12 protein-coding genes are annotated in these 11,930 nt (G+C 64.4%); 9 read left to right on the top strand and 3 right to left on the bottom strand.

Features of this window, described 5'->3' with window-relative positions:
- Position 1: 1 nt before the first annotated feature.
- Positions 2-1,117: a zinc metalloprotease HtpX gene (locus tag ABGN05_RS08180; RefSeq protein WP_367953518.1), complete on the bottom strand. Its 1,116-nt coding sequence runs from the start codon at positions 1,115-1,117 to the stop codon at positions 2-4.
- 271 nt (positions 1,118-1,388) lie between these two features.
- Here ABGN05_RS08180 and dnaK point away from each other — a divergent pair, with 271 nt between their 5' ends.
- The 8 genes from dnaK (at position 1,389) to ABGN05_RS08140 (ending at position 10,370) form a co-directional block, all read left to right on the top strand.
- A complete protein-coding gene (gene dnaK / locus ABGN05_RS08175) occupies positions 1,389-3,305 on the top strand; it encodes a molecular chaperone DnaK (protein WP_367953517.1) in 1,917 nt (638 codons plus the stop codon).
- Between the two features lie 173 nt (positions 3,306-3,478).
- The gene (locus ABGN05_RS08170; RefSeq protein WP_367953516.1) at positions 3,479-4,582 is read left to right on the top strand and encodes an acyltransferase family protein; all 1,104 of its coding nucleotides are present in this window, start codon (positions 3,479-3,481) and stop codon (positions 4,580-4,582) included.
- Between the two features lie 169 nt (positions 4,583-4,751).
- On the top strand, positions 4,752-5,879 hold the full coding sequence (gene dnaJ, locus ABGN05_RS08165) for a molecular chaperone DnaJ (protein WP_367953515.1): 1,128 nt from the start codon (positions 4,752-4,754) through the stop codon (positions 5,877-5,879).
- A 119-nt stretch (positions 5,880-5,998) separates the two neighbouring features.
- On the top strand, positions 5,999-6,607 hold the full coding sequence (pmtA, locus tag ABGN05_RS08160) for a phospholipid N-methyltransferase PmtA (RefSeq protein WP_367953514.1): 609 nt from the start codon (positions 5,999-6,001) through the stop codon (positions 6,605-6,607).
- Between the two features lie 284 nt (positions 6,608-6,891).
- The gene (locus tag ABGN05_RS08155; protein WP_367953513.1) at positions 6,892-7,482 is read left to right on the top strand and encodes an NADPH-dependent FMN reductase; all 591 of its coding nucleotides are present in this window, start codon (positions 6,892-6,894) and stop codon (positions 7,480-7,482) included.
- A 17-nt stretch (positions 7,483-7,499) separates the two neighbouring features.
- The gene (pyrF, locus tag ABGN05_RS08150) at positions 7,500-8,186 is read left to right on the top strand and encodes an orotidine-5'-phosphate decarboxylase (RefSeq protein ID WP_367954342.1); all 687 of its coding nucleotides are present in this window, start codon (positions 7,500-7,502) and stop codon (positions 8,184-8,186) included.
- 17 nt (positions 8,187-8,203) lie between these two features.
- Positions 8,204-8,497 (top strand): DUF1330 domain-containing protein, encoded by a 294-nt coding sequence (locus ABGN05_RS08145; protein ID WP_367953512.1) that lies wholly within the window; start codon positions 8,204-8,206, stop codon positions 8,495-8,497.
- A gap of 589 nt (positions 8,498-9,086) precedes the next feature.
- Complete coding sequence (locus tag ABGN05_RS08140) at positions 9,087-10,370, top strand: polyhydroxyalkanoate depolymerase (RefSeq protein ID WP_367953511.1); 1,284 nt, start codon at positions 9,087-9,089, stop codon at positions 10,368-10,370.
- 69 nt (positions 10,371-10,439) lie between these two features.
- On the opposite strand, the gene ABGN05_RS08135 is transcribed toward ABGN05_RS08140, so the two are convergent.
- Positions 10,440-10,925 carry a hypothetical protein gene (locus ABGN05_RS08135; RefSeq protein WP_367953510.1) on the bottom strand — a complete coding sequence of 162 codons (486 nt, stop codon included), beginning with the start codon at positions 10,923-10,925 and terminating at the stop codon, positions 10,440-10,442.
- Between the two features lie 136 nt (positions 10,926-11,061).
- Positions 11,062-11,343, bottom strand: a complete 282-nt coding sequence (gene rpsU, locus ABGN05_RS08130; RefSeq protein WP_367953509.1) for a 30S ribosomal protein S21 — start codon at positions 11,341-11,343, stop codon at positions 11,062-11,064.
- Between the two features lie 281 nt (positions 11,344-11,624).
- Here rpsU and ABGN05_RS08125 point away from each other — a divergent pair, with 281 nt between their 5' ends.
- Positions 11,625-11,894: a hypothetical protein gene (locus ABGN05_RS08125; protein WP_367953508.1), complete on the top strand. Its 270-nt coding sequence runs from the start codon at positions 11,625-11,627 to the stop codon at positions 11,892-11,894.
- The last annotated feature ends 36 nt before the right edge of the window (positions 11,895-11,930 follow it).

The raw sequence follows: 11,930 nt of genomic DNA, 5'->3' as shown, positions 1-11,930 counted from the left end.
TTCACCACCACAGCCCGCCGCGGCGGATGCGCAGGCGCGGCGGGCCGTCGGGCTCGGCCAGCGGCCCATCATGAGACGGACTGTCGTGGCGCTCGGCCGCGACCGGATGATCGGCCGCCATCAGCGAGGCGATGCGATGATAATCGACCGGGCGACGCGCGCGCCCGGCGTCCGGTATGAAGCTGCGTCGCGGCCGCGGCGGCTGCGTGAGCGCTTCCACCATCGGCGACGGTTCCGGCAGGCCGCGCGCGGACTTCAGCGCCATCAGGCGCCGGATGCGCTCTTCGGTGATCGGGTGGCTTCGCAGCACCGAGGCGTCCGGCATGCGACTGCCCGGCAGCACCAGGCCTTCCCAGATACGGCGCTGCGCCCGTTCGAGCTTCAGCAGGGCGGAGGCGAGTCCGTCCGGATCGCCGGTGAGGACGGCGGCGTTCAGGTCGGCATCGTATTCGCGTGTGCGCGACAGCGCGAGTTGCAGGAGCCCGCCGATCGTCGGCGACGCGATCAGGATCAGGACCGCCGGCCACGGCACCTGCGCCTCGTAGCCGCCTGCGAAGCCAAGCACGTTGAGGACCAGCGTGAAGATGCCGACCGTCGACATGACCGAGGTGAAGCGCGAGACCATGTCGGCGAAGGCCATGACCTTCACGTCCTCGTTGGCGATGTGGCTGATCTCGTGGGCCAGCACGCCGGCGAGCTCGCGGGTTGTCATCCGCCGTACCAGCGCGTCGGTGACGGCGATGGCCGAATCCTCCAGGCGGCCGACCGCGAAGGCATTCATCAGGCGGGACGGCACGACGTGCAGCACCGGAACCGACGGCAACTTCGCGCGGCGGGCCAGTTCCTCCACCAGCGCCACGCCTTCCGGAAACTCGCGGCGGGTGACCTTGCGAGCGTCATACATCGAAAGCACAATCTGCGGGCTGACGCGCCGCATCATCCACATCGACACCGCTCCGAAAACAAGCGCGTAGACCACGCCGGTGCCGCCGGCGAAGACGAAGGCGGTGACGGCGAGAAGCGCCAGGCTACCGGCGCCGAGCAGCCAGGTGTGCAGCGCGTTCATCGCGCGGTGGCGGCGCTGTTCGAAGAAGTCGAGATCGGGTGTCGCATTCATGGAAGGGATATGGGGAGGGAGAGCGGGTTTGCCGAGTGGCATCCAACCGTCGGCCAGGAGAAGCGCTTCGCTCGCCGTTCGCGAAGTCTCGAATCCGGCGAAAAAGCATTCCAGGGCCGCGCTTGCGCGATAAAAATCCTGTTCTTATATACGCCGCAACGCTTCTGAGCCGTGCCGGAATCGCATGGGGAGGGGGCTGTTTCCTGAAACAGGGGCTGCCGTGTGGAATGCCGGTACGGGTCCTGGCAGCCTGCTTAGCGGAGAGAAGAAAATGGCTAAAGTAATCGGTATCGATCTCGGAACGACCAATTCATGCGTGGCCGTCATGGACGGCAAGGACGCCAAGGTGATCGAGAACGCGGAAGGCGCCCGCACCACCCCTTCCATCGTCGCGTTCACCGACAGCGACGAGCGGCTCGTCGGCCAGCCGGCCAAGCGCCAGGCGGTCACCAACCCTGAAGGCACCATCTTCGCGGTGAAGCGCCTCATCGGCCGCCGCTACGACGATCCGGTGACCGAGAAGGACAAGAAGCTTGTCCCCTACAAGATCGTCAAGGCCGACAATGGCGACGCCTGGGTAGAGGCCGCCGGCAGCAAGTATTCGCCCTCCCAGATCTCGGCGATGACGCTCCAGAAGATGAAGGAAACGGCCGAATCCTACCTCGGCGAGAAGGTCGACAAGGCCGTCATCACCGTTCCCGCATACTTCAACGACGCCCAGCGCCAGGCCACCAAGGACGCCGGCAAGATCGCGGGCCTCGAAGTGCTGCGCATCATCAACGAGCCGACGGCGGCCGCGCTCGCCTATGGTCTCGACAAGAAGAAGGCCGGCACCATCGCGGTCTACGACCTCGGCGGCGGCACCTTCGACATCTCGATCCTGGAGATCGGCGACGGCGTCTTCGAGGTGAAGTCGACCAACGGCGACACCTTCCTCGGCGGCGAGGACTTCGACATGCGGCTGGTCGGCTATCTCGCCGACGAGTTCAAGAAGGACCAGGGGATCGACCTGCGCTCCGACAAGCTCGCGCTTCAGCGCCTGAAGGAAGCGGCCGAGAAGGCTAAAATCGAGCTTTCCTCGTCCGCGCAGACCGAGATCAACCTGCCCTTCATCACGGCCGACCAGTCGGGTCCCAAACACCTGACCATGAAGCTGACGCGCGCCAAGTTCGAGCAGCTCGTCGACGATCTGGTGCAGCGCACGATCGAACCCTGCAAGGCGGCGCTCAAGGATGCCGGCGTGAAGGCTGCCGAGATCGACGAGGTCGTGCTCGTCGGCGGCATGACCCGCATGCCCAAGGTGCATGAGGTCGTGAAGCAGTTCTTCGGCAAGGAGCCGCACAAGGGCGTGAACCCGGACGAGGTCGTGGCCATGGGCGCCGCTATCCAGGCCGGCGTGCTGCAGGGCGACGTAAAGGACGTCCTGCTGCTCGACGTGACCCCGCTGTCGCTCGGCATCGAGACGCTCGGCGGTGTGTTCACCCGCCTGATCGACCGCAACACGACGATCCCGACCAAGAAGTCGCAGACCTTCTCCACGGCCGAGGACAACCAGTCGGCAGTGACGATCCGCGTCTTCCAGGGCGAGCGCGAAATGGCGGCCGACAACAAGATACTCGGCCAGTTCGACCTGGTGGGCATCCCGCCCGCTCCGCGCGGCGTGCCGCAGATCGAGGTCACCTTCGACATCGACGCCAACGGCATCGTCAACGTCTCGGCCAAGGACAAGGGCACCGGCAAGGAGCACCAGATCCGCATCCAGGCGTCCGGCGGCCTCTCCGATGCCGAGATCGAGAAGATGGTCAAGGACGCCGAGGCCAACGCCGAGGGCGACAAGAAGCGCCGCGCGCTGGTCGAGGCAAAGAACCAGGGCGAGGCTCTGGTCCACTCCGCCGAGAAGTCGCTCAAGGACTATGGCGATAAGGTCTCCGAGGACGACCGCGACGCGATCTCCAATGCCATCGCTGCGCTGAAGACGGCGCTCGAGGGCGAGGACCTCGAAGACATCAAGGCGAAGAGCACCGCGCTCGGCGAAGCCTCGATGAAGCTCGGCCAGGCCATGTACGAGGCCAGCCAGGCGGAGGCCGCGGAAGCAGACGCCAAGGCCGACGCTTCCAAGTCCGGCGAGGACGTGGTCGACGCCGACTTCGAGGAGATCGACGACGACGACAAGAAGAAGTCGGCCTGATCGCGATCAGCCTCCACAGTCGCTAAGAAAAGCCCGGCCGATGCCGGGCTTTTCGCGTTTTGGGTCCTACCAGGCCGGTGGTTAAGCTTAACAGGAGCTTAAGGTCGACTGGCGATAGCTCGTTGCCTACACATCCCCCACGAGCATACGGGTCGTGAGCGAGGGCCGGGCACATGCACTATCGCATCTTCGAGACATGGCGGCTGATTGCCGCGATCTCGATCATGATGTGGCATTTCATGCGTTTCGCGCCGCCGGGAACGGAGGACGTCAGCGCCTTCCTCTATCGGCTGATGCCGCTGATGGAGATGTTCTTCATGATCTCGGGCTTCCTGATCATGGAGCGCTACGGCGACGTTCTGTTGACCGAGCCCGGCTCGTTCCGCCGCTACCTCGTCCGCCGCATCGCGCGCTTCTATCCGCTCTATCTCGCGACGCTTGCGTTCTTCGTCGCAATCGCCTTTGCCGTCGATCTCGGCTTGGTGCATTCGGACAGCCCGGAGCGTTATGCATGGAGCGCGCTGCCGGCCAATCTCCTCCTCATGCACGCCTGGGGCTTCACCGACCTTCTGACCTTCAACTACGTCTCCTGGTCGATGTCGGCGGAATGGTTCTGCTACCTGCTGCTGCCGGCGATCGTGCTTGCCTTCCGCTTTGGCGGCAAGCCGGGGCTGGCGGCGATCTCGCTGGTGGCCATCGTGGCGCTGGAGGCGGCGACGGCGGCGGGCGTGATACCCTTCGAAAGCTGGCTCCGGGCCGACACCTGGGGTGCCTACAGGGCCTTTGCCGACTTCGCGCTGGGCGCGCTGGTCGCCATGGCGGTCCGCGACAGCCGCTGGCGGCTACGCAGCCACGTGCCGGGCTGGGCGATGTTTGCCATCTCGATCGTGGCGATGGCCACGCTGCAGCCGGCCTACGTCGTGGTGGCGCTGCTCGGCGCCGCCATGTACCTTGCAGCGCTGGCCGAGCGCACGGAACCGGAGAATTCGAGCTATCTCTGGTTCCTGCACCCGGTCGGCAAGGTGTCGCTCGGCATCTATCTCATTCACCCGGTGATCGAGTCCCTGTTCATCGCGGTGCTGTGGAAGAAGCTGCTCGAACCGCTCGGCTACGTCGACTTCTACGTCTACTGGTTCCTTCCGGCGCTGCTGGTGATTGCCGTCTCGATCCTGTCGGACCGCTATTTCGAGCGGCCGATGGCGAAGCTCATCAACGGCCTGGCCGGCGGAGGAACTTCCTCGCGCATGACCGGCACGTCGCAGGCACGCGTGGTCTAGGTTCCCCAAACAGGGCGCGGGAGTTAAAAAGCGGCGAAACGGAGGAAAATTTCCGTCTCTTTGCCGCTGTGCTATGGCGCGACGTGCAAGCTGTCACTAAATCGGGGCCTGCGGGTCGCGACGCCGCACATCCGATCTTTCTCTCGATTGCCAGGACACTCCCAGAACCATGAAGGCCGACTTTTACGAGACCTTGGGCGTACAGAAGGGCGCCGACGAAAAGGAACTCAAGGCGGCATTCCGCAAGCTGGCCATGCAGTGCCATCCGGACCGCAATCCCGGCGATGCGGATGCCGAGCGCAAGTTCAAGGAAATCAACGAGGCCTACGAGTTCCTCAAGGATCCCCAGAAGCGCGCCGCCTACGACCGCTTCGGACACGCGGCCTTCGAGCAGGGTGGCATGGGCGGCGGCGCGGGCTTCGCAGGCGCGGGCGGCTTCTCAGACATCTTCGAGGACATCTTCGGCGAGATGATGGGCGGAGGCCGGCGCCGCTCGAGCGGTGGGCGCGAGCGCGGCGCCGATCTCCGCTACAACATGGAAATCACGCTGGAGGAAGCCTTCTCCGGCAAGACGGCGCAGATCCACGTGCCGAGTTCGGTAACCTGCACCGAGTGCTCCGGCTCCGGAGCGAAGCCCGGCACGCAGCCGGTCACCTGCGCCATGTGCTCGGGCTCCGGCCGGGTGCGCGCCGCACAGGGCTTCTTCTCCATCGAAAGAACCTGCCCGACCTGCCACGGCCGCGGCCAGATCATCAAGGACCCGTGCGAGAAGTGCGCCGGCCAGGGCCGCGTCACCGAGGAACGCTCGCTGTCGGTCAACATTCCGGCCGGGATCGAGGATGGCACGCGCATCAGGCTCACGGGCGAGGGCGAGGCGGGCATGCGTGGCGGCCCGTCCGGCGATCTCTACATCTTCCTGTCGGTTGCCCCGCACGAGTTCTTCCAGCGCGAAGGCGAGAACCTCTATTGCACGGCGCCGATCTCGATGACCTCGGCGGCGCTGGGTGGTTCCTTCGAGGTGGCGACGCTCGACGGCACTCAGACGCGGGTCAAGATCCCTGAAGGCACCCAGAACGGACGCAAGTTCAGGGTCAAGGGCAAGGGCATGCCCGTGCTGCGCCAGAACGCGGTCGGCGACCTCATCATCCAGGTTGCGGTGGAAACGCCGCAGAACCTGTCCAAGCGCCAGCGAGAGCTGCTGCAGGAATTCGAGGAACTGTCGTCCAAGGAGAACAGCCCGCAGTCGAACGGGTTCTTCAACCGCATGAAGGACTTCTTCGAGTCGTTCGGAAACTGAACCGCCGGAGCACTCACACGTTCACACGATCAAAGAGCGACGGGGAGCCTGGACGGTGTAAAAGCCCGCAATGGCTTCCTATATCCTGGTGGGGCGGGGCAGCGCACAGGAGAACACCAATGGCGCGCGGCAATGCAGTGCTGAAAGGCCTCGCCGGACGTTTCGACGACGAACTCCGCTTCTTCCGGGGCTGGCTCGACAAGCCCAAGGCCGTCGGCTCCATCATACCCACCAGTTCCGTGACCGCCCGGCGCATGGCCTCGGTCATCGACCTTTCCTCCGGCCTTCCGGTCCTGGAACTCGGTCCTGGCACGGGCGTCATAACCAAGGCGATCCTGGACCGCGGGGTCGCGCCCGAGAACCTCTACTCGATCGAGTTCTCGCAGGATTTCGCCGCGCATGTCCGCAGGCTGTTTCCGAAGGTGAACGTCATCCAGGGCGACGCCTTCAAACTCGACGAGACTCTGGGCGACCGGAGGGACATGGTCTTCGATGCCGTCATTTCCGGCGTTCCGCTGCTGAATTTTCCCGTCTCCCAGCGCGTCGCCTATCTGGAGGATCTGCTGACGCGCATCCCCGCCGGGCGGCCGGTCGTCCAGCTCACCTACGGACCGCGGTCACCCATCCCGCCGGGACGCGGCGCCTATACGGTGGAGCATTTCGATTTCGTCATCCGCAACATTCCGCCGACGCGGCTGTGGATCTACCGCAGGCGGTCTCACGCATAGCGAACATTCGCCGTCTCTCCTGATTTGTCAGACGCATCGTCAGTTCTCCATCCATTCGCGACAATTGGGGCGTTTGGGGGTCCGGCGCGCGGCCGTCTGGCTGGTGCAGGCGGAGCCGATCGGACTCGCTACCTTCCCGCCGCCGAAGAAGACGGTAGGCGCACGTATCCAGAGCCGTCGCCAAAGGATACGCGACATACGCGCTCCCTCGCCGCGCAAATGCGGTTTCCTTGCCGCCGCCGAATCCCTATAAGCCGTTTGCAGATTCGCAGAGCGGACGATCGATGACACCCAGGATTCTCGTCTTCGCAGGATCGATCAGGAGCGGCGCCTATTCCGGCAGAACCGCCGATGCGGCGACAAGGGAACTGGCGATGCAGGGCGCCGAGGTGACCCGCATCTCGCTCGGCGACTATCCGCTGCCGATCATGGACGAGGATCTCGAGAAGGAGAAGGGCATTCCGGAGAACGCGATGAAACTCGCACGGTTCTTCGCCGCACACGACGCCCTCCTGATCTGCACGCCCGAATACAACGGCTCCATACCGCCGCTGGTGAAGAACACGATCGACTGGGTGAGCCGCGTGAGCAGGGATGCCGGCAGGCCGCTGAAGCCTTATCCGGGCAAGGTAGTGGCGATATGTTCGTCGTCCAACGGCCATTTCGCCGGCATCCGGTCGGCAAACCATCTGCGGGCGGTGCTCTCGCATATCGGCATGGAAGTGATCGCGCCGCAGGTTTCCGTGCCGAACGGCGGCGATGCCTTCGACGACGAGGGCGATTTCAGGGACGACCGGCTGAGGAAAGGAATGACCAGGTTATGCACAGCGCTCATTCAGCACGCCAGGCTTCTTTCGACCAGGGTGGAGCCGTGAGGGTTTCGGCCAGCGAGATGGGCGATCGGCTGATCGTGGGCCTCGACCTGCCGAGCGTCGATGCAGCCGAGAAAATGGTGCGTGATCTCGACGGGGTTTGCGGCTTCTACAAGATCGGATACCGCCTCGCCTTCGCCGGCGGGTTGGAATTCGCGCGCGACCTCGCGGCCGAGGGCAAGAAGGTCTTCCTCGACCTTAAACTCCTCGACATCGACAACACGGTCGCCGAGGGCGTGGAGAGCATCGTCAAGCTCGGCGTGACCATGCTGACGCTGCATGCCTATCCCAAGGCGATGCGCGCCGCGGTGGAAGCGGCCAGGGGCAGCGATCTGTGCCTGCTCGGCGTGACGGTACTGACCTCGATGGACCAGCAGGACTTGGTCGAGGCAGGGTACCAGTACGAGCCGCACGCGCTCGTGATGCGCCGGGCGGCACAGGCGCGCGCGGCCGGAATGGGAGGCGTTGTCTGTGCTGCGAGCGAAGCCCATACGGTCAGCGGCATCGTCGGGCAGGGCATGGCTGTAGTCACACCGGGCATCCGGCCGGCGGGCGCCGCGCATGGCGACCAGAAACGCGTGATGACGCCCGCCGATGCGATCCGGGCTGGTTCGAGCCACCTCGTGGTTGCCCGTCCGATCGTGGCCGCCTCCGACCCGCGCGCGGCCGCGCAATCGATACTGGATGAAATGAAAACGGCCGCCTGAGGCCGGGAGGAGGGAAAATGCCGAAAGCCTACTGGATTGCTCATGTCGATGTGCGCGACCCCGAGCGCTACAAGGACTACGTGACCACCGCCAAGCCGGCCTTCGAAAAATACGGCGCGAAGTTCCTGGCCCGTGGCGGCACCTACGAGGCCATGGAAGGTCGCGGGCGCGGGCGCAACGTGGTGATCGAGTTCCCCTCCCTGCAGGCGGCGCGCGACTGCTACAACTCGGCCGACTACCAGGCGGCCAAGGCGATCCGCCAGACCGTCGCCGACGCCGAGATGGTCATCGTCGAGGGCTACGACGGCTGATGTGCTGACCGAAGCCGAGACGGCGGCTGCAAAGCTCTTCAGCGACCGCGGATATCTCCGCCTCGCGGAGGCGGAGCCCTCCTCACCCGAGGCTTTCGGAGAATTGCTCGGCCGGCACGATGTGACCGTCGCCGCCGACGGGGCCGATCATGTGGTCGGTTTGCCATCGCGCTTGCGGTCGGAGACACATACTGGCTCTGCGAACTCTCGGTGCACACGCGCGCCGCGGCAACGGAACGGCGCTCCTGTCGACCTTCCTGGACGCGGCGCGCCAACGAGGCTCCCGCCGGGCCGGGCTCTCGACCTTCCGTCAGGCGCCCTTCAACGCGCGGCTTGGATTGGCGGAAATCATTGCCTGCGAAGCGAATCCTTCGCTGCGGGAGCGGTTCAAGGGGGAGATTCAGGAGCGCGTCGACGCTTTCGAGGGCGTCATATTGCTTCGAACCCTCTGAGCATCCGGCACTATCTGTCCCGTGGCGGCAACGAAACCTCTTCTATTGCATTGCAGCAGAATACCGGTACCGTGACCGTTCATAACTCATTAGCCGAACGGCGCGAAGCTGGGCGGTCCGGGCGGGAAGGGTAAGACATGTTCTATCAGCTCTACGCGTTGAGCCATGCTGCGGCGCAGCCTTATCGCGCCTTTGCCGACGCGGCGCGGCTGTTCTACTCCAACCCGCTCAATCCCCTGTCGCACACGCCTTTCGGCCGCACCGCGGCGGCAATGGCGGAACTGTTCGAACGGACGACCCGCCGCTACGGCAAGCCGGAATTCGGACTGAAATCGACGGTGGTCGACTGGAAGCAGGTTCCGGTCTCCGAAAAGATCGTCTGGAGCCGACCGTTCTGCGATCTGATCCACTTCGAACGGGCGGTACCGGCCGGAAAGCGCCCCGATCCGAAGCTGCTGATCGTGGCGCCGATGTCTGGACACTACGCCACGCTGCTGCGCGGTACGGTCGAGGCCATGCTTCCGCACGCGGATGTCTACATCACCGACTGGGCGGATGCCCGCATGGTGCCGCTTTCGGAGGGCCGGTTCGACCTCGACGACTACATCGACTACGTGATCGAGATGCTGCACGCGCTGGGACCGAACGTGCATGTCATGGGAGTGTGCCAGCCGGCCGTGCCGGTCATCGCGGCCGTGGCACTGATGGAAGCGCGGGGCGATCCGCTGTCGCCCTCGACGATGACGTTGATGGGCGGCCCGATCGACACGCGCAAGAACCCCACCGCGGTCAACCTGCTGGCCGAGGAGAAGGGCATCGAGTGGTTCCGCAACAACGTCATCATGCAGGTGCCGTGGCCGGAACCCGGTTTCATGCGCGACGTCTATCCAGGCTTCCTGCAACTTTCCGGCTTCATGAGCATGAACCTCGACCGGCACATTATCGCCCACAAGGACTTCTTCATGCACCTGGTCAAGCATGACGGAGATTCGGCCGAGAAGCATCGCGACTTCTACGACGAATACCTGGCCGTGATGGACCTGACTGCCGAGTTCTACCTCCAGACGGTTGAGACGGTCTTCGTCAACCACGACCTCCCCAAAGGCACGATGAAGCATCGCGGAGAACCGGTCGACCTGACCGCGATACGCACCGTCGCGCTGATGACCGTGGAGGGCGAGAACGACGACATTTCCGGGCTGGGGCAGACGAAGGCCGCCCAGACCCTCTGCGTGAACATCCCTGCCGACTACCGGGTGCACTACATGCAGCCCGCCGTCGGGCACTACGGCGTCTTCAACGGCTCGCGATTCCGCTCCGAGATCGTGCCGCGCATCGCCGATTTCATCACGAGCTACGGCAAGGAAAGCCGCACGGCGATCCGCCCCCGGCTCGTGAAGTCGGACAAGGCCAAGGCGTAGAACTGGTTCCTTGAGCCGGAAGGAAGTGGTCGGCTTCCGTCCGAATCGCGCGGGTCAGGATGGGCTGTTTCAGGCTATGGCGCCCCGGTTGCGCCGCAACGCCTGGAATCCCGCAATCACGAACAGCACCAGAACAACCGCCTGGACCGCCGCAAAAGGCGGTTCCGAGCCGGTTGGGGCGAGCGCGTTGAGCGGTCCGATCTTCAGGAACGACTGCACGACGAGCACGAAGACGTTCAGATAGAGCGCTATCAGCGCCGTGACGACGAAGACCGGGCGCCAGAAGCCGGCGAGATGGAATCGATAATAGGCCGCGAGCGCCACGGCCAGAAGCGCCGTCGAGACGAGTCCGACGGCAACCGCCGGCGTCAGGGAGCTGAACGGCAGGAGAAAGCCGGTCAGCGTCGTCAGCGTGGTCGTGGCGAGGAAGACGTGCGTCCAGCGGGTATGGATCGGACGGCCGAGCAGACCCGCCAGCCAGACGAGCCCGCTGACGATTCCAACGAGGCTCAAGGCCACGTGGACAAGGATGAATGCGAAAAGGCCAAAGCTCATTGCAACCTCCGCGTCTCGAGGTTCCGCTACGGAACCTCAGACGTGGATGGAAGCGCCGCTCCGCGGATTTGTAAATCCCGATTCCGCACCGCAGCGAAGATTCGCAGCAGCGAACCTTCGCGGTCGGTGAAAACGGCTAGTGTGTCGCGTTGGCAAACGAAGGCGCGGGGCGCGTACCCGGGCGCGCATCGCGCGGCTTTTTCTTGGGGCTTGCGATGATCCCTTCGCGCTGGGCCAGCTTGCGGGCCGCCTTGCGCGTCCGCCTGATAGCTTCCGCCTTCTCGCGGACACGCTTCTCGGATGGCTTCTCGTAGGATCTGCGGGCCTTCATTTCACGGAAGACGCCTTCCCGCTGCATCTTCTTCTTGAGCACCTTGAGTGCCTGGTCGACGTTGTTGTCTCTCACATGTACTTGCAATGTTCTTCCTTCATCTGTGCGTCGGCACCATGCCGACGGCGCGAGGGGGACGAATGGCTGCGTTCCCGAAACGGGGGTAGTACCCCACCCGAGACGGGAATGACACCCTGCGTGGCGAATTTGTTTGTAAACGGCCGGCGCGGCGGTTGGATGCATGGCACCGGAGCGAGCGGAAATTACCGTGCCTCTGGGATTGAAGCACATTTAATTCAAATTTTACCCTGTTCGGCCGACCTTGGTGAAGTTCCTCGCAGAACCGGAACCATGCACGGAGATTCTGGTTGTCCCGCAACAAAACAGTTCAGAGTTGGAGAAGCAAAATGGCTTCCGGAGAAAGCCACGACCAAGACGAGAACTCCCGCAACCTGATGCGGGAGCTGCGTTCTACGCAGAACGCGCGGTTCCTGCAGAATTTGCCGCCGTTCCGACTTGGCGAGGGATTGCCAGAAAAGATGCAAGGCCTGCTCGAGAGGCTCGATCAGGTGGAGCGTACGCGCGGCGGCGGCAACCAGGCCGGCGCGCTCGGCGCCGCGCATGGTCCGGAGCGCTGAGCTCCGTGCAGTCGCGCGACGCCGCAACGGAAATCG

Origin of the sequence: Aquibium pacificum (genome assembly GCF_040839445.1) — a bacterium.
GTDB classification, from domain to species: Bacteria; Pseudomonadota; Alphaproteobacteria; order Rhizobiales; family Rhizobiaceae; genus Aquibium; species Aquibium pacificus.
Note: the sequence above shows the minus strand (reverse complement) of the source record. Positions and strands in the feature narration are given on the sequence as shown.

Excerpts from the sequence above, each read along its gene's own strand:
- ABGN05_RS08180 (WP_367953518.1), bottom strand. The coding sequence starts at position 1,117 with ATGAATGCGACACCCGATCTCGACTTCTTCGAACAGCGCCGCCACCGC.
- dnaK (WP_367953517.1), top strand. The coding sequence starts at position 1,389 with ATGGCTAAAGTAATCGGTATCGATCTCGGAACGACCAATTCATGCGTG.
- ABGN05_RS08170 (WP_367953516.1), top strand. The coding sequence starts at position 3,479 with ATGCACTATCGCATCTTCGAGACATGGCGGCTGATTGCCGCGATCTCG.
- dnaJ (WP_367953515.1), top strand. The coding sequence starts at position 4,752 with ATGAAGGCCGACTTTTACGAGACCTTGGGCGTACAGAAGGGCGCCGAC.
- pmtA (WP_367953514.1), top strand. The coding sequence starts at position 5,999 with ATGGCGCGCGGCAATGCAGTGCTGAAAGGCCTCGCCGGACGTTTCGAC.
- ABGN05_RS08155 (WP_367953513.1), top strand. The coding sequence starts at position 6,892 with ATGACACCCAGGATTCTCGTCTTCGCAGGATCGATCAGGAGCGGCGCC.
- pyrF (WP_367954342.1), top strand. The coding sequence starts at position 7,500 with ATGGGCGATCGGCTGATCGTGGGCCTCGACCTGCCGAGCGTCGATGCA.
- ABGN05_RS08145 (WP_367953512.1), top strand. The coding sequence starts at position 8,204 with ATGCCGAAAGCCTACTGGATTGCTCATGTCGATGTGCGCGACCCCGAG.
- ABGN05_RS08140 (WP_367953511.1), top strand. The coding sequence starts at position 9,087 with ATGTTCTATCAGCTCTACGCGTTGAGCCATGCTGCGGCGCAGCCTTAT.
- ABGN05_RS08135 (WP_367953510.1), bottom strand. The coding sequence starts at position 10,925 with ATGAGCTTTGGCCTTTTCGCATTCATCCTTGTCCACGTGGCCTTGAGC.